23 protein-coding genes are annotated in these 22,298 nt (G+C 64.7%); 1 reads left to right on the forward strand and 22 read right to left on the reverse strand.

The window, feature by feature from the left end; translation table 11 throughout:
• Nucleotide 1: 1 nt before the first annotated feature.
• The 16 genes from arsC to VVT58_RS23660 form a co-directional block, all read right to left on the reverse strand.
• The gene (gene arsC / locus VVT58_RS23585; RefSeq protein ID WP_021243484.1) at nucleotides 2–436 is read right to left on the reverse strand and encodes an arsenate reductase (glutaredoxin); all 435 of its coding nucleotides are present in this window, start codon (nucleotides 434–436) and stop codon (nucleotides 2–4) included.
• Nucleotides 433–954: an arsenate reductase ArsC gene (locus tag VVT58_RS23590; protein ID WP_021243483.1), complete on the reverse strand. Its 522-nt coding sequence runs from the start codon at nucleotides 952–954 to the stop codon at nucleotides 433–435. Before VVT58_RS23590 ends, arsC begins: the two co-directional genes overlap by 4 nt.
• Before the next feature lie 11 nt (nucleotides 955–965).
• On the reverse strand, nucleotides 966–1,298 hold the full coding sequence (locus VVT58_RS23595) for a helix-turn-helix transcriptional regulator (protein ID WP_021243482.1): 333 nt from the start codon (nucleotides 1,296–1,298) through the stop codon (nucleotides 966–968).
• Between the two features lie 102 nt (nucleotides 1,299–1,400).
• Nucleotides 1,401–1,814 (reverse strand): single-stranded DNA-binding protein, encoded by a 414-nt coding sequence (locus VVT58_RS23600; RefSeq protein WP_021243481.1) that lies wholly within the window; start codon nucleotides 1,812–1,814, stop codon nucleotides 1,401–1,403.
• A gap of 505 nt (nucleotides 1,815–2,319) precedes the next feature.
• Nucleotides 2,320–2,949 carry a hypothetical protein gene (locus VVT58_RS23605; RefSeq protein WP_021243480.1) on the reverse strand — a complete coding sequence of 210 codons (630 nt, stop codon included), beginning with the start codon at nucleotides 2,947–2,949 and terminating at the stop codon, nucleotides 2,320–2,322.
• Between the two features lie 230 nt (nucleotides 2,950–3,179).
• Nucleotides 3,180–4,127: a DUF2493 domain-containing protein gene (locus VVT58_RS23610; protein WP_031290476.1), complete on the reverse strand. Its 948-nt coding sequence runs from the start codon at nucleotides 4,125–4,127 to the stop codon at nucleotides 3,180–3,182.
• Nucleotides 4,128–4,371: 244 nt separating this feature from the next.
• The gene (locus VVT58_RS23615; protein WP_021243478.1) at nucleotides 4,372–4,818 is read right to left on the reverse strand and encodes a hypothetical protein; all 447 of its coding nucleotides are present in this window, start codon (nucleotides 4,816–4,818) and stop codon (nucleotides 4,372–4,374) included.
• Between the two features lie 26 nt (nucleotides 4,819–4,844).
• Nucleotides 4,845–5,768, reverse strand: coding sequence for a hypothetical protein (locus tag VVT58_RS23620; protein ID WP_021243477.1), 924 nt, complete (start codon nucleotides 5,766–5,768; stop codon nucleotides 4,845–4,847).
• Nucleotides 5,761–6,150: a DUF6927 domain-containing protein gene (locus tag VVT58_RS23625; protein ID WP_021243476.1), complete on the reverse strand. Its 390-nt coding sequence runs from the start codon at nucleotides 6,148–6,150 to the stop codon at nucleotides 5,761–5,763. The genes VVT58_RS23620 and VVT58_RS23625 overlap by 8 nt, the downstream gene beginning before the upstream one ends.
• Nucleotides 6,151–6,154: 4 nt before the next feature.
• Nucleotides 6,155–6,355 carry a hypothetical protein gene (locus tag VVT58_RS23630; RefSeq protein WP_327754314.1) on the reverse strand — a complete coding sequence of 67 codons (201 nt, stop codon included), beginning with the start codon at nucleotides 6,353–6,355 and terminating at the stop codon, nucleotides 6,155–6,157.
• A 410-nt stretch (nucleotides 6,356–6,765) separates the two neighbouring features.
• On the reverse strand, nucleotides 6,766–7,494 hold the full coding sequence (istB, locus tag VVT58_RS23635; RefSeq protein WP_031304487.1) for an IS21-like element helper ATPase IstB: 729 nt from the start codon (nucleotides 7,492–7,494) through the stop codon (nucleotides 6,766–6,768).
• Nucleotides 7,481–8,995 (reverse strand): IS21 family transposase, encoded by a 1,515-nt coding sequence (gene istA / locus VVT58_RS23640; protein ID WP_021238707.1) that lies wholly within the window; start codon nucleotides 8,993–8,995, stop codon nucleotides 7,481–7,483. The genes istB and istA overlap by 14 nt, the downstream gene beginning before the upstream one ends.
• A 95-nt stretch (nucleotides 8,996–9,090) precedes the next feature.
• On the reverse strand, nucleotides 9,091–10,599 hold the full coding sequence (locus tag VVT58_RS23645) for a reverse transcriptase domain-containing protein (protein ID WP_327754308.1): 1,509 nt from the start codon (nucleotides 10,597–10,599) through the stop codon (nucleotides 9,091–9,093).
• A 591-nt stretch (nucleotides 10,600–11,190) separates the two neighbouring features.
• Nucleotides 11,191–11,457 carry a hypothetical protein gene (locus VVT58_RS23650; RefSeq protein WP_021243474.1) on the reverse strand — a complete coding sequence of 89 codons (267 nt, stop codon included), beginning with the start codon at nucleotides 11,455–11,457 and terminating at the stop codon, nucleotides 11,191–11,193.
• Nucleotides 11,458–11,481: 24 nt separating this feature from the next.
• Nucleotides 11,482–12,117, reverse strand: coding sequence for a hypothetical protein (locus VVT58_RS23655; RefSeq protein ID WP_021243473.1), 636 nt, complete (start codon nucleotides 12,115–12,117; stop codon nucleotides 11,482–11,484).
• Nucleotides 12,118–12,249: 132 nt separating this feature from the next.
• The gene (locus VVT58_RS23660; RefSeq protein ID WP_327754309.1) at nucleotides 12,250–12,468 is read right to left on the reverse strand and encodes a zincin-like metallopeptidase domain-containing protein; all 219 of its coding nucleotides are present in this window, start codon (nucleotides 12,466–12,468) and stop codon (nucleotides 12,250–12,252) included.
• A gap of 168 nt (nucleotides 12,469–12,636) precedes the next feature.
• Between VVT58_RS23660 and VVT58_RS23665 the strand changes: the two genes are divergently transcribed.
• Nucleotides 12,637–12,861 carry a hypothetical protein gene (locus VVT58_RS23665; protein WP_062118092.1) on the forward strand — a complete coding sequence of 75 codons (225 nt, stop codon included), beginning with the start codon at nucleotides 12,637–12,639 and terminating at the stop codon, nucleotides 12,859–12,861.
• Here VVT58_RS23665 and VVT58_RS23670 read toward each other — a convergent pair.
• The 6 genes from VVT58_RS23670 to VVT58_RS23695 form a co-directional block, all read right to left on the reverse strand.
• On the reverse strand, nucleotides 12,852–13,715 hold the full coding sequence (locus VVT58_RS23670; RefSeq protein WP_020818728.1) for an ArdC family protein: 864 nt from the start codon (nucleotides 13,713–13,715) through the stop codon (nucleotides 12,852–12,854). The two genes, VVT58_RS23665 and VVT58_RS23670, sit on opposite strands and share 10 nt — an antisense overlap.
• Before the next feature lie 169 nt (nucleotides 13,716–13,884).
• Entirely contained in the window at nucleotides 13,885–16,047 is a 2,163-nt protein-coding gene (locus tag VVT58_RS23675) for an integrase (protein ID WP_327754312.1), read from the reverse strand.
• The gene (locus VVT58_RS23680) at nucleotides 16,044–17,831 is read right to left on the reverse strand and encodes a hypothetical protein (protein WP_020818726.1); all 1,788 of its coding nucleotides are present in this window, start codon (nucleotides 17,829–17,831) and stop codon (nucleotides 16,044–16,046) included. Before VVT58_RS23680 ends, VVT58_RS23675 begins: the two co-directional genes overlap by 4 nt.
• Nucleotides 17,828–19,177 (reverse strand): site-specific integrase, encoded by a 1,350-nt coding sequence (locus VVT58_RS23685; protein ID WP_020818725.1) that lies wholly within the window; start codon nucleotides 19,175–19,177, stop codon nucleotides 17,828–17,830. Before VVT58_RS23685 ends, VVT58_RS23680 begins: the two co-directional genes overlap by 4 nt.
• Nucleotides 19,178–19,334: 157 nt before the next feature.
• Nucleotides 19,335–20,117, reverse strand: coding sequence for an ArdC-like ssDNA-binding domain-containing protein (locus VVT58_RS23690; RefSeq protein ID WP_327754432.1), 783 nt, complete (start codon nucleotides 20,115–20,117; stop codon nucleotides 19,335–19,337).
• A gap of 96 nt (nucleotides 20,118–20,213) precedes the next feature.
• Nucleotides 20,214–22,277, reverse strand: a complete 2,064-nt coding sequence (locus VVT58_RS23695; RefSeq protein WP_021243471.1) for a ParB/RepB/Spo0J family partition protein — start codon at nucleotides 22,275–22,277, stop codon at nucleotides 20,214–20,216.
• Nucleotides 22,278–22,298 lie beyond the last annotated feature (21 nt).

Below are 22,298 nucleotides of genomic sequence, written 5' to 3' on the forward strand. Positions count from 1 at the left end.
TTCAGCCTGCCGTGACGCGGTTGCCGGCAGCGTCGACGACCTGCTCGCCGTCTTCCTTGGCGAAGGCACCGCGTTGGGCCGCGGGAATGAGGTCCAGCACCGCTTCGGAAGGGCGGCACAGCTTGACGCCGAGCGGCGAGACCACGAGCGGACGGTTGATGAGGATGGGATGGGCCATCATTGCGTCGATCAGCGCCGTGTCGGAAAGACCTTCATCGCCCAGGCCGAGGTCCGCAAATGGCGTGCCCTTCTCGCGCAACAAGGCGCGCGCGCCGATCCCGGCGCGTGCGATCAGGCTTTCCAGCTGACTGCGGGAAGGCGGCGTCTTCAGATATTCGATCACATGTGGTTCGATCCCGGCATTGCGGATCATCGCGAGCGCATTGCGCGACGTCCCGCATTCGGGATTGTGGTAGATGATGATATCCACGGTCATTCACCCGCCTCCGCCTTGGCGCTGGCGCCTTCGCTCTGTCCGATGTCCTTGAGCTTGCGCCGCATCGCCATGTCATCGAGGCTCGAGATCGGGAGCGCCAGAAACAGCGCAATGCGATTCTGCAAATAGCGCAGCGCCTGCAGGAAGGCCTCGCGTTGCCCCTCGCCCTCGATCGCAGCAGGGTCTTCAATGCCCCAATGCGCTGTCATGGGATGGCCGATCCACACTGGACAGGTCTCACCGGCTGCATTGTCGCAGACCGTGAAGATGAAATCGAACTGCGGCGCACCGGCACCGGCAAACTCATCCCAGCTCTTGGACCGCATATCGGTGGTATCGAAGCCGAGCCCCTGAAGCACCGACAATGCCATTGGGTGGACCTGCCCTTTTGGCTGGCTCCCGGCGCTATAGGCTCTGAAACGCCCCTCGCCGAGCTTGTTCATGACCGCTTCGCCAAGGATGGAACGCGCCGAGTTCCCGGTACACAGGAACAGGACATTATAAATACGGTCGGGCATACAGGGCTCCGTCAGCAGCAGGGAACAAGCTCGGCGATCAGCGGCTCGCACAGTTCCGCCCTGCCCCCGCAGCAATCCTTGACCAGGAACAGGGTCAGCGCCTTGAGCTGATCGAGGTCGGCGCGGTAGATGATCTGGCGACTGTGGCGCTCGGCACGGATCAGGCCCGCACGCGCAAGCCCGGCCAGATGCGATGACATCGTATTCTGGGGGATATTGAGCTGGCGGGCGACTTCGCCCGCGGCCAGGCCATCGGGCTCATGACGCACCAGCAAGCGAAACGCATCAAGGCGAGTGCCTTGGGCAAGCGCCGCCAGCGCGCTGATAGCAGAATCATTGTCCATATATCGATAATATTGGATATATGGATTTCTGACAAGCCCAAGCAGAGGAATGCCGACACAGCAAAAGGCCCGGTGGTTGTGGCCACCGGGCCTTCGCGGGTTTCAGAACGGAATTTCGTCGTCATCGACCGAGCTGTCATTGCCGCCCTGGTCGCCACTGGCGGACTTGGCGCGGGTGAGGAAGGTCACCTCGTCGGCGATGATCTCGACGCCATACCGCTCGATATTCTCGTTGTCGGTCCAGCGGGTGTAGTGGATGCGACCGCGCACCATCACCTTCATCCCCTTGTCGACATATTGTTCGACCGTCTTGCCGACGCCGTTGAAGCAGGTGATCCGGTGCCATTCGGTATCTTCGATCCGCCGGCCATTGTCGTCCTTGACGATCTTGCCGTTGCTGTCGCGCTTGGGCCGCGAGGTCGCGAGGCTGAAGTGGGTGATCTTGGTGCCGCCCTGGGTGGTGCGGGCTTCCGGCGTGGCGCCGACATTGCCGGCGAGGATGACGAGGTTTTGCATGTCGAGGTTCCTTTTTTGGGTGCCGAAGGGACCGTCCCTTCGACTGACCCCCGAAAAAGGCGGGCATGGGCGGTGCTTCCACCGAAGCGCGTCAGCCGCGCAGGGAAACCCCGACACAAGGGGTGGTGCGGGCAGCCGTGGCACACGGCAACTCGGCCCGAAGGGGAGCGGGTTGGAAGGACCGAACGACCGACTTAGGGATCAGGTCAAAAAGAAGAGATGGTGGCTTTGGTTCTATGAACCCAGGAACCGATGCAGAAACCTTCCCCTATCGCCGCGGCATGTCCCCGCCAGGCAGAGACCCCACAACCGGTCGTCAGCGCTTTTTCGCACCTAAGACGGTCGTCCGCAGCGAAACGACGGCAACTCTCATGGCAACAGACATAATGGCCGTCTGACGCACGGTACGCCGCAGGCCCGCCCATCCCCGGCTTCATGGGATGGCTAGCGCCTTTTCGAACCGCGCAAAGGATGATGCGGCAAAGGATGATGCGGTGGTGCGCCGTCACACGATCTGCGCCCTGATCACGGCAAGGAGACGGTCGATGCAGTGAGAGACGTCGGCCACATCGAAGGGTGACGCTCCAGCCCGGAACAAGGCGTCGATCTGGTGGCGGCGATAGGCCGGCGAAAGGATCGCGGCAAGTTCCGGCAATTCCGGAGGCAGGCCGGACAGGCCCGCCTCCATCGCAAGCGCCAGGGCCTTTTCGAGGTCATGCCGAATATGGACGCGGTTCCAGTCGTCGGCATAGCCGGCCTTCATCAAAAAGGCTTTGAGGCCGAGTTCGATCGCGATCGCCAGCGAATGTGCGGCACTCGCGGGCGCGATCTCCACCCCACCCGCCGCACCGCGCGCAAATCCCACAGCATTCTCCATGAAAATGCCGACAAGCGCTAGATCGACGGTCCCGGCAAAACGCCGCGCAGCGTCATCGAGCATGGAGGCCGATAGCCCGATCAACCAGCGCGGCCCGGCAATATTGCGCAAATGGCGCAGATACGCCGAACCCGGTTCATCGGTGTCGGTGCCGGCCGACCAGCGTAGCAGCAGCGCGGCCTTCCAGCAGCGCCCGTGACGCTGCCGGAAGGCTAGCAGAGCGCGCAGTTCCTCATCATGCAAATCGCGCATCATCATCTCTCTCTAGTTCGTGGTAAAGCGACCGTCGGTGCAGCGTCGGCAACGCGGATGGCTGGTGGACTCTGAGCCGCGTCCCGGCCGCCAACACGGCCGACGGGTTCCAGTGCTATTCAGCGACACCAAAAAGGGCCTCGGCGCCCTCCCCTCCTCTCGCCTGCGGGAATTTCCAGGGGAGGACGTTAAGCGCAGCGAAAAGGGGGCCGCCGGAAAACCGGCGGCCCGCGGCTTCAGCCCGCAGCGCGACGGGCAGCGGAAGGAGGGCTTCCCAACGGGCCGCGACGATCAACGACACGGAGTCCCCGAGCCTTGGCTTCGATGACAAGCCGCTCCGTCACGCCGTTGCCCTGGAAGGCGATAACGAACCGCGGCTTGAGCGAGAGCATCTGCTCGTTGCGACGGAAGCCGGCGCGGTCTCCGAGTTTGCGATCGAGACCGAACCGCACCTGCTGGATGCCATTCTGCTCGGCCCAAGACGCTGCAAGCCGCTCGATACCCTTCATATCGCCGCCGTGTACGAGATACATGTCGCCGACATGGGCGCGAACCTTGTTGAGGGTGGCCAGCAGATTATCGGCGAACGTCTTCATATCTTCGTCGTTGGCGAAGGTGAGGCGGCCACCGGCGAACACAACGGGCGTACCCTGCGCGGTGTTTGCGTTCAGAGCCCGCTCGCGGCGCGCTCGCAGGAAGGCATGGCCATCGACGATCCCGGCGGTGACGCCGAGCGAAATGCGGTTGCCGGACGATGGCACCCACGATCTCCCGGTCTCGCGGATATAGTGCGCGGCGGCGACATCGCGCATGATCTCGAAGGCACCAGCGGATTCCTCGACCTTCTTGGCAAGATCGATCTTCTCCTCCAGATTGGCCGTGCTGATTTCGGAGCCGTCCTGTTCGGCGAGGAGAAGGCGGATGTCGTCGGTCAATCGATCGACCAGTCCGTGTTTCTTGGCGGCGGCGCGGTGGAAGAGGTTCACCAGGCCCCAGCCCAGGTCTTCGATGTCGCGCTCCAGCGCGGTGTTTCCCATCGTCGTGAAGAGATCGCTCCAGATTGCGGTGGCGGTCTGCTCCAGCGCCTCGGTTGGTGGCGGCGCCATGCCACTCAGGTCTTCAGCGCGGGGTTCGAGGTGCCCTAGCTCCAGTGCCGCGAGTGCGGCTGCAAGCGATGTGGACATGATAGCGAGCCTTTCTGTCTGTGCCGGCGGCCTCTCCGCCGGATGCGCATCCTCCGGGCGCTCGCAAAAGAGGGGCTGGCACCGAGGCACAGCCGAGGGGAACTCGCGAACAAGGGGTGGTGCGGGCAGCCGTGGCACACGGCAACTCGGCCCGCCGTTCGCGGGTTGCCAGCGCCTCGCGGGCGCCCATATGCGGCATCCTCTGGCGGGGAAGGTGTCGACACAGACCGGTTTCGCTTTGCCCTCAGACCCTGCCGTCGATCCGGAATGGGGGTATCTCCAATTCCGCCGCTGCGAGATGCGACAGCACCGCCGCGAAGCTGCCGAGACCGCGCACCGTTTCCGCCGAGATCAGGATCTGGTCATCGTCCGACGCGCTGAAACTGCGAACGGTCATGCCGTCAAAGACCACCCGCTCCGGGCCAAACGCCCCAGGAGCGCCGCCAGCCCAGCGCGCGAAGACAAGGGCATGATCGACACAGAAAGTCTCGATCGCCTCGAACCGGCCCCAGGCAACCTCATGGTCGGCCAGGTACAGGGGAACGCTCGTATCGAGAGCGTCCGGATCGAACGCGGTGCCCTCCCAGTCCGTATAGGCGCCGTCGCTCGCGACGGCAGCGCAGAAGCCGGGAAGGAGGTCAGGGGACAGCGATCCGCCGATGCGGATCGCGACAGAAGCGCGATCGGCCATGAGAGTCTCCATAGCTAGGGAGGGGGTCAGCCTGCGGACTGACCCCGGTGGAATGCGTCGAGCCAACGCGCCATCGACATGCGCTGCTCGACGGGTTTGCGCGCTTGCGCCGCCTGGAAAGCGACCAGCGCGAGCGGTGCATCCGCAACGATCCGATCAACCTCGCTCGGTGGCAGAAGGCCGAGCGCACGGACATAGGCGGTGATATTGCCCGGTCTCGGTATCGCCCCGCCGCGCCCGACAACGGGCTTGCGCCAGAGGCCCTCGATCGTGCGCAAGCGCGGTTTTGCGCGGGCCTCCATCAGAACGATGGTGCGAAGTTCATCCTTGGAGAGCGCATCCACCTCGTGTGGCCGCATGGCGGGACAGAAAAAACATGAGGATTTAGGCGGTACAGGGAGGCCCGCACGCTCAATACGTGCAACGCAATCCGCCCGGGTCCAGCCCAGTTCGCGAAGGGGATACCGATAGTCATAGCGAGGGTCAGCATATCCCTCGGCATGCGCGTAGCGTCGCTGATCGGCACCGGAACAGTCATAGCCGATCAGTTTGACGACACGTCCGCCTTCTCCCCAGCACCGTATCGCGGGCGCCCATTGGGCCGTCCATTTGTCCTGCGGCGCCACCTTCCATTTGAGCGAGCACGACCCCCGCCCAAATGCCTTGGACGGCAGGGTGGCGTTGGTCAGCATGTTGGTGCCCAAGCTATCATAGGGCGGCCAATGCTTGAAGTTTCGCGGTTCGTAGCGGACTATCTCGGACGCAACATCGTGACGGTCCATCCAATGACGAAAGACCGGAATGAACGCATAGGTATCGGTCTTCTCGGATCCGGTATCGGCGAACAACACCATATCGATCGGCTCGCCTCGTTCGACGAGCTCGATGATCATGGCGGTGGAATCGACGCCCGCGCCCCAGGCCGCGATCACTGGCGCGCGCTCAACCATCGGTCGCGTCCTTCGGGACGATGGTCGGGTTGATAAGCCGGTATGCGCGCGTCTTGAGCTTTGTGATCCGGCACACAGTGCCGGTTGTGGGATCGCGAAAGAGCGGTGCCTTGCCCTTCGGATTGGCAATGACCGTGAAGCGGTCGCGATCTTCGCCGTCATTGAAACGAATGGGCTCGTCGAAGACGATGGTCTGTCCCGGCTTCGGGGCCGGCTTCGCGCGTTCGAGCTTGCGGCGAACCAGGTTGGCACGACAGCGTGCGCGCCATTCGGAGGCGTAGGTGCTGTCGGTTTCGGTCAATTCATCGAGAATTGCAGCGGGGCAGTCGCTTTCGCACGGTCCCATCGCTTCCGTCAGTCGGGTAGGATTGGTGCTGCTCATGGAGTCAGCCCTGATCCCCCCGCCGAACCGCACGTGCAGCTTTCACTGCATGCGGCTCTCCACTGTGACCTACCATTCCTTCGCGCTGATCGGGCAATCGGCCAGCATGAGTGTCCCGGTGGCACTGCTCGCACAGGACTACCGTCCTGCGCGCGCGGGCCGCCTTCATTCTCACGACAAAGCCGCGGTGCGAAACATCGGCCATCCCCCGGATATGGTGCACCTGACACGGAATATCGGATCGACCGCAAGCCTCGCATTGCTTGGCATTTTGACGTTCAACCCAGTCCGTACGTGAGTGTGTGAACACCTGCGTCCAAGGCTGGATATCAATCCTGGACGAGGTGGCCGGATCACGTTTCAGATGAGCCAGTTTCCAGACTTTGACCGATCGGGGCTGGCCATCGACGTCGTAGCCGATGGTAAATTCCTGCCCCTGTCAAACGGCGTTCAAAAGGGACCCCCGATCGGCGTCGAAGAGGGACCCCCTTTTCAGATAATATGATGCTGGTTTGTTGAAGATGGCCTTGCGCTGCGTGCGGCGGAGGGCGGGCGTAGCCCGACCGGAGGCGCGCGCAGCGCAAGATAGATTTTTGAAGGCGCCGAAGGTGGCTGTCAGCTGCGGTTTTTGAAGCGCCAGCTGTCGTTGCCCGTCTCGACGATATCGCAGTGGTGGGTGACGCGGTCGAGCAGCGCCGTGGTCATCTTGGGATCGCCGAACACGGTCGGCCATTCGCCGAAGGCGAGGTTCGTGGTGATGATGACGCTGGTCCGCTCATAAAGCTTGCTGATGAGGTGGAACAGCAACTGCCCTCCCGAGCGGGCGAACGGCAGATAACCGAGCTCGTCGAGAACGATCAGGTCGAGCCGCGACAGCTGCGCCGCCAGGGTCCCGCCTTTGCCGATCCGGGTCTCCTCTTCGAGGCGTGTCACCAGATCGACGGTGTTGAAGTAGCGGGCGCGAGCGCCCCTTCGCACGACATTGGCGGTGATCGCGATGGCGAGGTGGGTCTTGCCTGTCCCCGTGCCGCCGACCAGCACGATATTGCGGCGAGGCGGGAGGAAGGAGCCATCGTGAAGGGAGCGGATCATCTCCTCATTGATCGGTGTGCCCTCGAAGCTGAACCGCTCCAGGTCCTTCACCACGGGCAGCCTCGCAGCCGTCATCCGATAGCGGATGGAGGCTGCATCCCGGTGGGTCGCCTCAGCACGGAGCAGGTCGGTCAGTATCTCCATGGTGGTGCGCTTGCGCTGGAGGCCGGTGGTGACCGCCTCGTCGAACGCCGCCGCCATGCCCTTGAGTCCGAGGCCGCGCATCGTGTCGATCATATCATGCCGCTGCATCATAGCCTCGCAGCAGATCATAGCGGGCACAGTCGGCGAGCGGAGGATGCTGCAGCATCCGGTCTTCCGAAGTGACGATGCTGTGGGGTGTCGCCGGCTCGCGGCGCCGGGAGAGGATGTTGAGGATCAGCTCGTCGCTGGCCGTTCCGTTCGCCAACGCTTCGCGCACGGCAGCCTCTACCGGCTCCAGGCCATCGGTGAGCACCGCCGAGAGGACCCGCACGAACCTGCGATCGGCCTCGTCCCCGGTGCCGAGCCTTCGCCGTAATCGGTGCAGGGCGGGCGGCAGATCCCAGTCCTGGAACGGTGCGCCGTTACGCAGCGCGCCGGGCTTGTGCGCGAGGACCGGCAGATAATGCCAGGGATCGTATATCGTGCGGTTCCGACCGAAGTGGCGCTCATGCTCCCCGACGATCGCATCGCCGCAGCGTATGACGATGCGATCGGCATAGGAGCGCACCTGAACGGTCCGGCGTGCGGCCGTCGACATGACCGAGTAGCGGTTGCGATCGAAGCTGATGAGGCAGGTGCCGGTGACGGCATGCTCGCTCTCATGGAAGCCGTCGAACGGTGCCAGGATCGGCTGCAGGGCCGGTCGCTCCATATCCAGCGCCTCGGCGACGGTAATATCCCCGCGTTCGGGATGGGCATGATGCTCGGCCCAGCGCCGGCACTCGGCCTCCAGCCACCCGTTGAGCTCGGCCAGGCTGGCGAACCGGAGCCGCGGCTGGAAGAAGCGGCCTCGGATTGTCTGGACCTGCTGCTCGACCTGGCCCTTCTCCCATCCCGCCGCCGGCGAGCAGGCGGTCGGCTCGACCATGTAATGATCGGTCATGATCAGGAAGCGGCGGTTGAACACACGCTCCTTGCCGGTGAACACGGCCGTCACCGCCGTCTTCATATTATCGTAGATACCGCGTCGCGGCACACCGCCGAAGAACGCGAACGCCCGGGCATGGGCATCGAACAGCATCTCCTGGCCCTCGCGCGGATAGGCCCGGACATAGGGTGCGCGCGAGTCGCAGAGACGCATATGCGCCACCTTCACCCGCATCGGCTTGCCGGCGATCTCCACATCCTCGTGGCTCCAGTCGAACTGGTAGGCCTCACCCGGCTGGAAGGTCATCGGGATGAACGCCGGTGCGCCTTCGCCAGCATCCTTCCGCCGCGCAGCACGCCAGCGCGCCGCATAGCGGCGCACCGCATCATAGGATCCATCGAACCCCTCGCGCACCAGCAGGTCATGGATACGCGTCATCCGTAGCCGATCGCGGCGGCCGCGACCTTCGTTCTCCTCAAGCAGCGCATCGAGACGATCCTGATAAGGACCGATCCGCGGCAGCGGCTGGACTTTGCGCTGATAGTTGAACGCCGCCTCCGGCGACCGGATCGCTTTGCGGACGACCTTCCGCGACAAACGAAGGTCACGAGCGATCGCCTTGATCGCCTTACCCGCTGCATGCTCACGCCGAATCCGAACCACTGTCTCCACGATCAACATCCCGTTCTCGCCAACTGATCAAAACCAGTCGGCCGACTAAATCCCCGGGATGAAGGGGTCCTTTTTGCACGCCGATCACCCCACGAAGGGGGTGCCTATTGCACGCTGATCCTCACCTGCCCCGTCCTCATGCGGGCCACGACCGCTCGCACATTGGTCTTGTGCTTGCTGGCCAAGGTCTTGAACAAGCTCCACCGCTGGAGGAACTCAAGCCTGTTCAGCTTGAAGCTCACATCCTTGGCGAGAGCGTAATAGTTCGCAAAACCCCGCAATTCGGCGTTGTAAGCAAGGACAATCTCAACGTCGCTGCAGCTGAGCAGCAGGCTACGATGACGCGGCTTCAAGACCGACAGATCACCATAGCCCTTCGCCGAGGCAAACGCGTGGACCTTCTCCCAAGGGACATGCAGCTGCATCACTTCCGACGGCGGCCTGCGGAGGAAGCTGACGGAGCCCTTTCGGCTCCGAACCACCCGCTGACGTGTCGTATATGTGCGGACTTCATATCCAAGGAAGGCGGCCCCATCGCTCGCCTTGCGGATACCGCTTTTCTCCTCGGACACCGTTAGCGCCAATGCTTCTGTCAGGAATGCCCTGACTTCGGCGAACACGCTTCGTGCATCCTCCTTGCTACCGATAACCCCAATCATGAAGTCGTCCGCGTAGCGACAGTAACGAAGTCGGCGATAACCGGGGTCCATCGCATCTCCCGACGGGATGGACCGCTTTTGCGGCAGTAAGGTTTGGATTTTGGCCAAGGCGGCCGCAACCTTCACCTCGTCGACGTTCTCTTTAGCCCGCAGCATAGTGACGCGCTTCCGTTGTTTCTGGATGCGCCCAGCCAGTCGCCCATATTCCGGGTTCGTGGCACGGACCTTCCCCCTCTCGAAAGCCGCCATCCGTTCCGCCATGAACATATCGAGTTCATGGAGATAGATGTTGGCCAGGATTGGAGAGACGATACCGCCCTGCGGAGTGCCGCTGTAGGTCCGGGTGTGAACCCGGTCTTCCATAACGCCCGCCTTAAGCATGCTGCCGATCAGGCCGATGAATTTCTCGTCATCGATCCGTTTCCGCAGCAGCCGCAGGAGAATGTCATGGTCGATGTTCTCGAAGAACCCTGCGACATCCACATCTACGAGCCATTTCACCCCCGTCCATACGGCTTTGACATGTTCAAGCGCCGTATGACACGACCGGCCCGGCCGGAATCCATGGGAGGCGTTCGAGAACACCGGCTCATAGATCCGTTCGAGCAGTTGCCGCGCCACTTCCTGAACGAGGCGGTCATCACGCGTGGGAATCCCCAGCGGACGCCGTTTGCCCTTGCCTTTCGGGATAAACACCCGACGCACTGGTTTGGGATCGTAGGTCCCTGCCATCACGCTGGCGATAATCGGGTCGAGGTCTTCCGGTCCAAAGTCCACGAAAGTCTCGCCGTCGATACCCGGCGTCATCGCACCCTTGTTGGATGCGATCTTTTGGAGGCCGTCCTCCCAAAGGAGGCGAGACCCCATCAGACGATAGAGCCCATTCACCCGTTTGCCCGACGCAACGAGCGTCGGAATGGCCTCCAACCGGCCTTTCACAGTTTCTGGCAGCATCAGCACACCCCATGATCGGTGGTTGAAGAATCACAGCTGCCGCCCTTCCCCCGGTCTTCCCCGCTTTCGGCCTGATCGCTCAAGACCTTATACGGTTGCACCGCCGCCTCCGAAGAGGTCGATGTCCCGGGCATTACCCCGGGCGTTTGAGTAATATGGCGGCTCCGTACCCATGCAGGCCGGCAGAAGCCGCCTGTTTAGGGCATCCCGTAGTTACGCTGAATGGAGATGCGGCGCGGTTAGGTGTCCCGTTCGTCCACTAAACCCCTCGACGAGAGGCGCACCGGATGGGCTGAGAAACAGGCGGCCAAGACATGAGACCGCTGTCAACATCCGGACCTGGCGTGACAGTCGCTTTCGCCAGTATCGCTATATAGATTGCTGCAGACTGGGATTTAAGCAGTATAGCCTTCACCATACGCACCTTGCCCTGACCGTCATCGTCTCGATTTGCGACTGAGACGCATCCGGCCTTTTCCGAACATGCTATTGTTCCCCGTCCCTTTCGGGATTTCAGACCTTGTGAGGTCCGAGGTTAGTCCGGCGAGCAGAGGCATTCTCAACTTACCTCATCATCACTGATACTCCATTTCAGCGCCGCAACGGCGCACTATCTTTGTAGCCGAACGTGCAGCCATCGCGCGCGCCGGTGCTTTGCCTGGTCAGGCACACGACGGCGAAGACGGCCCGAGCGCCGGACGCCTCGATCCGTTCGCACGCGGCATAATAGGTCGAACCGACCATCGAAGACGCGAGAACCGTGAGACGATGATCCGCGTGCGCATAGGTGAACTGGTTGTCGAGATAGGAGCGCGGCGTGGCGTAGCCATCCTTATCGCGCATGAAGAGCCAACCCATGAAAGGTCTCCTGCATTACGGGGTTCAGGCCGCAGCGGCGAGGCACACAGCGCCGATCTCGTCGGGCGTGCCGGCAAGCCGGCGGCGGAACGCGGCCACGTCGAGCAACTCGGCAATCGGCGCGCAGTAAGGCCTGCCAACCGCCTGCCCATCGCGACAGCGGCTGATCGACACTTCGCTGTCGGGGAGGAAGCCCCGTGGAACCACGCGAACGGCGAGATCCGCGTGGCGCAGCTCCGTCGTGCCGTCTTCGTGATCGGCACCCATGACGGTGTTGATACGGACGTCGTCCGCATCGAGACCGATCGCCGTCGCGAGACGTGCAAGCGCGCGGCGCGCCTGATAGTGGAAGGTACGTTTGGCGTGGTAGTTTCCGCCGACGCTCTTCCCGGCGATGTCGAGCAGCGCCGGCGCGGCGGCAACCGCCAGGCGATCCGCTTCGCAACGGAGGCGAAGGGCGTTGACGCTGGGCGTGTCGCGTTCGGCAATGTCCGCCAGATGGCGGATGAGAAGAAGGATTGCCGCGTCGCCGGCGACAGGCTTGCCGGCACGCTGACAATCGTCGACGGCGGCGTTGAGGGCGTGGAGCGCCGCCGGCAGATGGTCCAGACCGGCGAGGGAAAGGGCCTGATTGTGGCGGTAGAGCGTATCGTAGAGCATGGGAGCCTCCTTCTGAGCGCTCTGGCGCGCTCAAAAGGCCGAAGGCGTCCTCCCCTCCCCTGTCCTTGCCGCGGCTGAACGGTACGGCGAACCGGCGGTAGCCGCCGGGGTCTGGGCGGCCGATCGCCGCGATCATGCTGCTTCACGGATCGGATCCTGGGCGTCGTCCGATGTGGCGAGGCCCGTTGCGCGGAGCAGGAAAGCGGCGGCCGCTTCGGCTTTTGCTGCAGCCGTCATGATGGCGCGGGAATCCTTGCGCAGCACCGCGAGCCACGAGCCGATATACGCTGCATGATCGTCGATATGGGCGGTCGGGAGGCCAAGATCCGCGCCGAGCAGGGCGGATGTCATCTCGGCGATATATCCTGACAGTCCAGCGAAAAATGGCGGTTGAAAGGTGAAAACCATCGGTGCCTCCTGCACTGCCTAAAAACCCCATGGCTCCCCCGAGGCGGGGGTGGGCGGCGAGAACGACCGGAGAGGCCCGCGCAAGCGGGGGGCCGCACCCGGAGGGGCGAAATGCAATGGAGCAGCGCGGCGAAGCCGGGCTTGCGGCGCGCCGTGGCGGGCCTAGCAGGGAGCGCCGACCAGACCCGCATCGAGGGAGGCCCAGAAATCAGCGCCGCCGCGCCAGCGGCGTCCGCTGGTGAGCGGGCGAAGCCCGCGCATCGCCGTGCGCGACGAAGCGGCCGAGCCCGCGAGGGATCGGCCGCTCGGCTTTGGTCGCTGCTGGATCATGGCTGACGGGCGTGCATCCAGTCGGCCGCTGCCTGCGCCTTGCTCGCCGCGGTGAAGATCGCGCGGGGCTCGTCCTTGAGCAGTTGCAGCCAGGAGGCGATATAGGCCGCGTGATCGGGTCGCGGTTCGTGCGCGATCCCAAGATCGGCGAGCAGGAACGATGCGGTCAGTTCGGCGGTCGCTTCCTCCATGGCGAGCGCGTGCCTGGTCCACTTGGCGCTGAAATCCCGGTCGAGCCGGTGAGCTGCGCCACTGGCATGAGCCGCCTCGTGAATATGGGTGGCGTAGAAGCCGTGGGCATCGTGGAAGGCGCTGAAATCCGGCATGTGGATGCGGTCTTCGGCGATGTGATAATAGGCGCTGGCCGAGCCGTAGACGGTATCGATGCCGAGGGCGGCGATGAAGGCTTCGGCGGCGGCGAGGCGTTCGCTCTCGGGCAGGTCCGGCCCCGGTTCGGGCGCATAGCCATCGACCTGATCGGCGTTGAACAGGCTGAACGCCTTGGCGAAAAGCCGGCGGTGGTCGTCATCGTCGCCGGCGTCGTCATCCTTCGCGCGAAACTCCTTCCAGAGGACGCCGAGGCTGGCCTGCTCGCCCTTGCGGACCTGCGCGCCGAGCGTCTGCCACTGGCGATAGGTGCCCCAGACGCCGCTCGCATAGCCGCTGCCATAGGCGGCTGCCCAGAGCGAGACCGTATTTATGCCGCGATAGGGCTTGCCGCTGGCGACGTTCGTCGGGCGGGTGACGTCGGCGCCAGAATGATGCCATGGCATGCGCCAGGTGCCGGTGCCGGCTTCGATGGCGTCGACGATCGCTTGCGTGACGCGAGCATAGACGTCGACACGTGGTGAGGCTGACATGATCTGTTCTCCGTTCTCGCGCCGGGGACCATCCCCGGCGGCGGAGGCCCGTTCGCGCCGGGCACAGGGGGGCTCGCGCACCCGTCAGGGCCGCAGCGAAGCGAAGGACGGCGAAGCCGTTGCGCGGGCGCGCCGACCGGCGCAGGACTCCGCCAACAGCCGGGGTGGTCTACGGCGTGGGAGGATCGATCCCGGCAATCACCGCGGTCAGGCGATCAAGCTCGCGCTGGAGAGCCTGACGCTGAAGATCGGAGATGCGCCGTTCGCGTAGATGCGCCCTGGCATCGGCCGCCGCGCGTTCCCAGGCCGGCCTGTGGCGGGCGGTGATGCAGGCGTTGGGACAGCGGGTCGGCTCGCACAGGGCGGTGAGCGGCTGCGCGGGATCAGGGGTCGTCACGCGCTTGAGGCAGAGCGCGGTCGCGGGATCAAAGAAGCAATCCGCGAGCGGGCCGACATGGAAGGTGCGCGCGACGCTGGCGAGCATGACGCGCAGGCGGGCGCGATCGGCGATCATGGCGGGCAAAGGCCCTTGTCTGACGGCGGCATCGTCGAGCGTCCGCGCGATGCGCGGTCCCGCTGGGCCGCCGAGCGATGCGCCGCCCTGACGGCGGTCGAAATAGTCCAGCAGATCGTCAATCTGACCGAGCCGGCGCTGCGCTTCGACCTCGGCGCGAAACCCCGATGCGCTGGTCCCGGCATAGCCCTCGAAAGCGGCGACCGAGGCGTGCTTGTACTGGATCATGCCGGCGATGGTGCCGAACGGGCGGTTGGCGATGTGCCACGCGATCGTGCGCCGGAACTGCCGTGTCGTGATGCGCCACGGCTTGCCGTCGGGACCGCGCGGGATGACCGGCATATCGGGGTTGCCGAAGGCGGTGTTGAGGTGGTCGCGGAAGGCGTTGAGCTGGCGGACCACCTCGCTCGACAGATGCGTCTTGGAGACGGCGCTCGCGCGCAGTACCGGCCAGAGCGTATCGCTGCCGCTGGCGCGCGCCGGTCCTGCCGACAGGCGTTCGAGCACCGTGATCGCATCGGCGACCGGCTCGATCGTCACCCAGCTCGCCACTTCGCCCACCGCCGCCCGGCGCTTGTAGATGGTCGATCGGATGCGATGCCGTTCGATCAGGCCGTCCTCGCTGCGCGCGATAGAGACACACCCGCGCCGCATCGCCTGCACCTCGCAGTCGCGCATGCCGGTCAGATAGGCGCACACGATATAAGCGGCGGCCTGGAGCATCCGTTCCTCGTGTGCGAGAGTCTTCGCGTCGAAGCGCTCGCGCCATGGCCGACCGCTATCGGGATCGATCGAGATCGGCGTGTCCATGCCGCCGACCTCCACCCCCAGCTCGGCCGCCACTGCATCGATCAGCCTCGCTTCGCCGCCGGTCAGCATGAGATGTGCGTGCGGTTCCGCCTGCACGTCGATCCCGACATGGAGATGTAAGAGATGGGCGTTGATCGGTGGGGTCACGCTGCCGGTGTTGGGGTCGACGCGCAGCTTGCCGTTATGAGCGGTGGCCCAGATCGGTGCGCCGCGCCCCTCGCGGCGTCGGCGATCGAAATAGGCCTTCAGGCGGGTGCGGCGACGTTGCCGGCGATCAGGGTCCGAGAGGCCGGCGTCGGCGGTGACAAGGCGATCCCGGCGCGCTTCGAGCCGATCAAGCTCGCGGCGGGCGGCGAGAATATCGTCAGCGAAGACGGTGACGTAGCGCAACGACCAGGCGAGCAGCGCGGCGATGACCTCTTCCGGGAACCGTGGGGTGCGGTTCTCCCGGACATGGCGGTAGCCCGCAACGCGGGCGGGCGCCTGTCCGGCCCAGGGCTCGAATACAAGGCCTCCGTCAGCGAGGTGGTCACGATAGTAATAGAGATCGGAGACCACTTCGAGGAGGTGACCGACGATGACGGGTCGTCGGGCAGGATCGTCACGGAGATGACGGGCATAGGCATCGACCAATGGCTGATCGATACGGGAAACGTCGAGCCGTCCGAGCCGCTCACGGGCGAAGGCGAAGAACCGGCGGGCACGGTTGAATGCCTGGCGGATGCAGGCGGGCGGTAACTTCGTCCGATAGCCGGGGAGATCGGCGTTGAGGCGGGCGTAGAGATAGGCGCGCATCGCCGCCTGGACATCGGCATGTTCGAGCACGTCGAAATGCACGGTGACGTGGCAGCGCCGGGCGTTCTCGCGGAATACGGCGGGACCGAGATCCCAGCTCGCGTCGCCGACGCGCGACAGATCTTCGCGGGCGTGACCGGCCTTGAGCGGCGCGCTCGCCAGCACGGCGCGATCGTCGAAGGCGGGCGCCTGGACATGGGCTGGCATGGTCATGTGCGTGCCTCCGGCGGCAGATAAAGCCGTTCGCCTTCCATCTGCCGGCGCGCATCGGCGATGACGGCATCGGAGAATGCCGGCAGGACCTGGGCGGTGATGCGGGCATGGACGCGGCCGAACTTGGCCGCCCAATCGTTCGCGGGCAGGCTCAGCCTCTGCTCTTCGACGAATGCGAGGAAAGCGAGGATCGCGGGGAGCTTGCGCGCGGTGATGACGGCGTTGGGACAATCGAGGCAACCCCAGAAGGGCTGCGCGCAGGGTGATCCGGCATCGGCGAAGGGACTGCTATGGAAGCCCGCGCAGGCGGCGAGCCAGACATCCTGTTCGCCGTCGAGCAACGGACCGACGGTATCGGGCGGCATCAGCGGCGCGGCCTGATCGGGCGATTGGCGCAACGCCTTCTCGGCGGTGGGCGGCAGCACGGTCGGCGTCGCGGTGGCGACCGCTTCGCGAAAGGCGTCAGCGAGGGTCTTCTCGTGCAGGGACCGAAGCGACGGCAGATCGGCATAGTGGCGCCCCGCAACCTCGCGCGAATGACCGACTGCGAAGCGGGCCATGTGCCCCTCAGTCTTCGTGTACCACAGCGCCTTGTGGGTCTTGCGGAGCCGGGAGAGCAGCAGGTGGAGCGGCTTGCCGTCGTCATCGACAATAGCATGCTGTGCTATCCAGGCAGCGATCCGCTCCTTCGGATGAGCGATACCCGCCCGCAGGCCGCCAACGTTGTGATAAACCCAAAGACGATCATCGGTCAGATGCTCGCGGGCTGGCGCGGTGACGTCGATCAGGCGACGGATGAGGCCGCCAGGCGTGCCACCACCGCCGTCGCGGACGCGCATGCTCTTGTGCTCGGCGCCGCGGGCGCGGCGCTTGAGATAGCGCAGTTCCACCGTGCCGGCATGGGGGTTGGTGAGACAATCCACGGTCAGCGCCTTCAGGCACTCGGGCTCGAGCCCGGTATCGAGCGTGAGCAGCACGAGCAGCGCCGGCAGATCGCGCGCAAGCAGGTGATGGCGGCCATGCAGATCGTCGATGAGCGTGCTGATCGGCAATCCGCGTCGCATGCGCATGAAATAGAGGCTCTTCAGCGCGGGCTGGTCTGCGACGATAAAGCCCTGCCGCGCGATGATCGCTTCGACCTCGGCGCGCACGCTGGCGATGACCGGGTCGCCCTCATCGGTGCGGTCGTCGGCACCGAGACGGCGGAACATCGCTTCGACGTCGGTCCTCGCGGCGTCGCGCAACGCGCGGGCAACGAAGGGGCTATAAGCATCGCGCGGGGTCGAGCGGCCCGCCGACGTGGCCAGTGTGTAGCGCAGCCGCTCATGCAGGTCAGGCGCGATCCGATCGGGCCGGTCTGCCTCGATCGCGCGCAATGTGTTGACGATCTTGCCGACCGTTATGTGCCGGTGGATCGCGCCCATCCCGCGGCGGTCGAGCGCGGAGGCGAACCCATCGATATGGGCTGCGCGCAGGTCGCCGACGCCAGCCACGTTCAGCGCTTCGTCGCCAAGCCAGGCGAAGAACAGGCGGTAGGCATTTACATACTGCTTGATGACGCTCGCCGCACCGATCGGTCCTCCGAGCGCGGCCGACCGTCGCAATGCGCCAGCAAAGGCGATGGCGAGCGGACGAGGATCGAGTGCGGCCATATCGATCAGGACCGTCCCGCCATGCCGCGCCTCGATGGTGAACTTGAGGCCGAGCACGGGATCAGGCTGCACGGGCTCCGGCGTGATCGGCACGAAGGCGACGGGCCGGCCCTTGCGGGGACGACCGCTCATGCGCCCTGCGGTCCCGGCAGCAGCGCAAGCAGCTCCTCGACCGCCGCATCCACCGTATCGGCGCGGGTCGCAATATGGTCGAGGTAGATATAGGTGGTGGTGAGGCTCGCGTGGCCGAGCAGGCGTTGCACCTGTTGCAGCGGGTCCCCGAGGATCAGCCGGTAGCTCTCCATCGGCCCCGCCGGCAATGCCGCTTCGCGCAGTCGCTGCTGGATCAGCAAGGCAAGCATATGGACTGCGAACGTGTGGCGAAGCTGGTGCGGGTTGATCGACAGCGGGAAGCCGTTCTCCGCGCACCGGTTGCCAGCACGGGTGAAGATCACCTCCCACGAGTTGGGCCGAACAGGCTGCCCGACCTCGGTCAGCCACAGCGCCGCCGGCTCGCGGGGCGGTCCATCCTCGTCGCAGAGGATCAGGCGGCATCGTTCCTCCGGGGTGCAGATATCGCGCATGCGGTCGAGACCGGCGCGGGTGACAGGGATCGGTCGTTCGAGCTTGGTCGCGCCGTCTCGCGCGGCGAACTTGGCGACGCCCGCGGCGCGCTCGACGGCGACGTAGGCGGCAATCTGACGAAGCAGCCGACGCGGGAGCAGGACGCTGCGTCCCCGGTCGCCCTTGGTCAGCGGTGGCGGGAGAGGCAGCCAAAGTTGTTGTGCATCGCTGTCCTCGCGGTCGATCGCCGCGAGCTCGGCGGCGAGTAGACCCGACGCCTCTTCGAGGCGCAGGCCGGTGGTGACGAGAAGATCGGCGAACAGCGCGTTGCGCAGCCCGTTCCGGTCGCGCGCGCCGGGGCGCTCGGTGCCGTCAGGGGTAAGGCCGCGCAGGCCGACCTCGCGGAAAATGCGGTAGTCGTCCATCGTGACGAACCGCACATCCGATCGCCTGGCAACACGTTCATAAGCGTCATTGCGCGCCGCGATCATGCCGCGACGGCCACCATGCGCCGGTCGCCACACGGCGCGGCGGCTGAACGGCGCGTCAGTGATCAGCCCGTGCTGCTCACCCCATCGGTAAAGGCGATCGAGACTGGCGACGGCACGGTTCCAGCTTGCGGCCGTTATCCGGTGATCGGCCTCGTCGCGGCGTCGCTCACGATGATAGGCGTCGACATCGTCGCGGGTCGCAGCCCACACGGTCTTGCCGCAGGCATCGAGAAAGCGAAGCCAGACTACGACATCATAGGCATAGGCGCGCAGCGAATGGCGCGAGCGGACGCCCGACAACGGCAGGTCGAGAAAGAAGCGATCCAGATCGGGATCATAGAGCGCGTCGCCGCGCAGGATCAGCGGCACATGCGCATCGAGGCCCCTGGCCTCGCGGCGCTCGCAAACAGTAATGATCGACACCGGCGCGAAGCCCTCCCCCCGGACCCCCCACCCGGAAGCTGACCTTCACACCGTTGCGCACTATGGCCTGGCAGCAATCAGGCTGGCCTCCGCCAGCTCTTGGGTCAGCGCTACGGCCAGCCTGATTACTGCCTACCGTGGGCGTCCATCGCCGACCTTACTGCAAAGTTGCGAGCGGCGCAGACTGTCCAGATAAGGCGCAAAGCTCTTCGAAAGCATAAGCGTTGTCGCCGAATTTCCTGCCGAACTCTCGGTTGAGCCGGTCAGGATGACCGGTCCAATGCCCTGCCTCATGCGCTAACGTCGACGCGAAATAGGCACGGGTGGAAAACAACGCGACGGGCGGCATCGTGATGCTGTCGGCAACACGGTCATAGAAGGCCCGATCGCCGCACTGGAAAACCCTCGCCGGAAGGGCATCGAGGAAGCGCTCTGCGCGATCCGGCAGTTCGTCGTCGGGGGCGACCACGCTGAGGGGGCTTGGATAAAATTTCTCCGGCAGCCCTTCGATCTGATCGGCATTGAAGACGGCGTAGGATCGCAGCACGCGTCGCATTTCGTCCGTGGGGTCGCCGGTGACGGGCGACTCCACCGTCTTGCTGTAGGATTTGTAGAAAATGGCGATTTGCGACCGCTCGCCTTCGCGGACCTGGCCGCCCAGCGCCTGCGCCTGCTTATAGGTCATCCAGGTGCGAGAATGGTAGCCGGCGCCTTCGGCGCAGAGCCACAGCCAGAAGCAATTGATGCCCTTATACGGGTCGCCGGTCGCGCGAAGAGGACGGCCGCCAAGGCCCGGCCGCCATGGTTTCACCCAAGGGCGTACGCCCGCTTCGAGTTTGTTGATGATCGCGTTGGTGATAGTGTCGGCAGGCGACGGTTTATCGGTGGTCTTTACCACGGTCATTCTCCTGATCTCGTAGAGGCGATCCCGGACCAGCACCCTCCCCTCAGAGAGCCTGCCGCCGGGGCACAAAAGGAGGGGCGACACTCCGCGAAGAGTGCCGCCCCCAGTCGCCTCGAACCGTGCAAACGGGCGTCAGGCCGCCTCGCTCAAATCCTCCTGATCGTCGTGCGGCGCGTCCTCCAGATCCGACTCATCATCGACATCATCACCATCATCGCCGGGATCGACATCATCGGCCTCGTCGATGAACGTCGAGCGCAGCGCGATGGTCTCGGGCTGCTCGACGGCGTCGAAGCGCATCGCATCAGGCAGCCAGGCCGTCGCCTTTTCACGGATTTCGGCCTCGACGATCCCCTGCCCGTTGCAGAGCGAAGCGCAGGTTGCGGCAAGGTCGCCCTTCTTGGCGTCCTTGTAGCGCCCGCGCAGGATCGGCCCGCCAATGTCCTCGAGCGCGGCGAGCATGACCTCCTTTTTGACGCGGCCGAAGAAGTTCTCGGCCGTGGGGCGCCACCAATGCTCGACCTGAATGTCGAGCGCGCGACCAAGATGGTCATGGAACCCGTTGGACCGTCCGCCCTCGGCGATGTTCAGGCTCGGTTCCAGCGTGCGTGCGATCGAGAAGGCCACCCAACTGCCGCGGGCCTCGTCGTCGAGCGCACGAAAGGCTTCGAAACGCTCGGTCATGGTCTTGTAACCGGCCCAACTCGTATCGAGACGCTGGCGCTGATCCTCGATGGTCTGCGACGCCATCGACCCTTCGTCGCGGAAGCCGAAGATCGGGAATTGCGCGCCGCCGGACTTGAGCGTCGAGTGATTGCGGACGTAATTCTGCTCGAAGACGACATTCTGCGCCATCAGGAAGATGGTGAGGTCCAGCGCCATCGCCGGATCGCTGGCGATATGGGCGACGAGGATCTGCCGGCGCTGGGTCGCCAGCTCGTCGATCAGCGTAGCGCTGAGCTTGGGTCCATGATCGATGTCGCCGGCGCCGTCTTCACCATTGGCACCGCCCGTCGCCTTGGGCGGAGCATTCGGATCGACAACGGGCTTCTCACTGAACATGCGGGTGTGAACGCGGGCTTCGCCATCGCCACCGATATAGACGAACGTCCCGATCTGCGCCCGGACCGCCGGATCGATCTCGCGACGGGAATCCTCGATGCTCTCAAGCTCCCGTTCGATCTCGTCGAGGCGATCGTTCGCGACCTCGGCTTCCGGCGTCCCGTCGGTCAGTTCACGCTCAAGCTGCTCGACGAGTTGGTCATTTTCGGCCGAGAGCGCTTCGACACGCGCGCGCTCCTCCTCGCTGAGCGGCCGCGCGGGTGCGTGAAACTCATGAAGTTGACGCTCGAGATCATAGGGTACGTGCGTGGCCGCGATCGGCGTCACGAACGCGAGGCCCTCGGCCTGTGCGAGTTCGGCAGCGGCCGCCTCCAGCTTTTTGCCGGCAAGATCTTCGAGAAGATCGACGTCGATCCAGTTCTCGTCCCCCTCGGCTGCAAAGAGATCCCCCTCGATGCGGCCGCCTGCCGCGACATAGGCATCGCGACCGATGAACCGCGCCTTGGCATCGTTCGCCTTGATCGTGCCGTTGAGGATCGCGCGCCGGATGTTGTCGGGCTGATCGCCGTAATAGGAGGTGCTCATCTGCGCGAAGACGCGCGCCTGACGATCGATGTCGCTCGTCACGGCATAGGCCTGGGCGACACCCAGCGTGATTTCGCCGGCGGCGAGAGCCTGGAACACGCACGGCGCGAGCTCGGCAAGCCGCACCCGCTGCTCGACGAAGCGGGTGGTAACGCCCTGGCGCTTGGCAACGTCCTCGGCGGTCATCCCCTTCTGGATGAGGAAGTTGAACGCGGTGCTTTCATCCGCCGGGTTCATCGGAACGCGCTGGAAGTTCTCGGTGAGGCTCGCCTCGACCGAGTTGTCATCGTCGGTAAGGACGAGGACCGGCACGACATGGTCGGCGGGCAGCGTGCCCTGTTCGATCAGGCTCTGGAGTGCGCGCAGCCGGCGCCCGCCCGCCTTGACGGTGAAATGGCCCGCCTTCTTGAGCGGGGTAACGATGAGGTTCTGCAACAAGCCTTGCGTTGCGATGCTGGCGGCGAGAGCGTCGATACCGGCCTCACGACCGGATTTGCGGACATTGTCCTTCGACAGCGAGAGGTTCTTGACCTTTACGGACTGGATCATCGGTTGTCTCCATCTGGTACT

The organism is Sphingobium sp. SJ10-10 (assembly GCF_036038995.2).
Lineage (GTDB): Bacteria > Pseudomonadota > Alphaproteobacteria > Sphingomonadales > Sphingomonadaceae > Sphingobium.

Bases quoted from the DNA above. Each gene is read 5' to 3' on its own strand.
- arsC (WP_021243484.1), bottom strand. From the start codon at position 436: ATGACCGTGGATATCATCATCTACCACAATCCCGAATGCGGGACGTCG.
- VVT58_RS23590 (WP_021243483.1), bottom strand. From the start codon at position 954: ATGCCCGACCGTATTTATAATGTCCTGTTCCTGTGTACCGGGAACTCG.
- VVT58_RS23595 (WP_021243482.1), bottom strand. From the start codon at position 1,298: ATGGACAATGATTCTGCTATCAGCGCGCTGGCGGCGCTTGCCCAAGGC.
- VVT58_RS23600 (WP_021243481.1), bottom strand. From the start codon at position 1,814: ATGCAAAACCTCGTCATCCTCGCCGGCAATGTCGGCGCCACGCCGGAA.
- VVT58_RS23605 (WP_021243480.1), bottom strand. From the start codon at position 2,949: ATGATGATGCGCGATTTGCATGATGAGGAACTGCGCGCTCTGCTAGCC.
- VVT58_RS23610 (WP_031290476.1), bottom strand. From the start codon at position 4,127: ATGTCCACATCGCTTGCAGCCGCACTCGCGGCACTGGAGCTAGGGCAC.
- VVT58_RS23615 (WP_021243478.1), bottom strand. From the start codon at position 4,818: ATGGCCGATCGCGCTTCTGTCGCGATCCGCATCGGCGGATCGCTGTCC.
- VVT58_RS23620 (WP_021243477.1), bottom strand. From the start codon at position 5,768: ATGGTTGAGCGCGCGCCAGTGATCGCGGCCTGGGGCGCGGGCGTCGAT.
- VVT58_RS23625 (WP_021243476.1), bottom strand. From the start codon at position 6,150: ATGAGCAGCACCAATCCTACCCGACTGACGGAAGCGATGGGACCGTGC.
- VVT58_RS23630 (WP_327754314.1), bottom strand. From the start codon at position 6,355: ATGGCCGATGTTTCGCACCGCGGCTTTGTCGTGAGAATGAAGGCGGCC.
- istB (WP_031304487.1), bottom strand. From the start codon at position 7,494: ATGCAGCGGCATGATATGATCGACACGATGCGCGGCCTCGGACTCAAG.
- istA (WP_021238707.1), bottom strand. From the start codon at position 8,995: ATGTTGATCGTGGAGACAGTGGTTCGGATTCGGCGTGAGCATGCAGCG.
- VVT58_RS23645 (WP_327754308.1), bottom strand. From the start codon at position 10,599: ATGCTGCCAGAAACTGTGAAAGGCCGGTTGGAGGCCATTCCGACGCTC.
- VVT58_RS23650 (WP_021243474.1), bottom strand. From the start codon at position 11,457: ATGGGTTGGCTCTTCATGCGCGATAAGGATGGCTACGCCACGCCGCGC.
- VVT58_RS23655 (WP_021243473.1), bottom strand. From the start codon at position 12,117: ATGCTCTACGATACGCTCTACCGCCACAATCAGGCCCTTTCCCTCGCC.
- VVT58_RS23660 (WP_327754309.1), bottom strand. From the start codon at position 12,468: ATGACATCCGCCCTGCTCGGCGCGGATCTTGGCCTCCCGACCGCCCAT.
- VVT58_RS23665 (WP_062118092.1), top strand. From the start codon at position 12,637: ATGCAATGGAGCAGCGCGGCGAAGCCGGGCTTGCGGCGCGCCGTGGCG.
- VVT58_RS23670 (WP_020818728.1), bottom strand. From the start codon at position 13,715: ATGTCAGCCTCACCACGTGTCGACGTCTATGCTCGCGTCACGCAAGCG.
- VVT58_RS23675 (WP_327754312.1), bottom strand. From the start codon at position 16,047: ATGACCATGCCAGCCCATGTCCAGGCGCCCGCCTTCGACGATCGCGCC.
- VVT58_RS23680 (WP_020818726.1), bottom strand. From the start codon at position 17,831: ATGAGCGGTCGTCCCCGCAAGGGCCGGCCCGTCGCCTTCGTGCCGATC.
- VVT58_RS23695 (WP_021243471.1), bottom strand. From the start codon at position 22,277: ATGATCCAGTCCGTAAAGGTCAAGAACCTCTCGCTGTCGAAGGACAAT.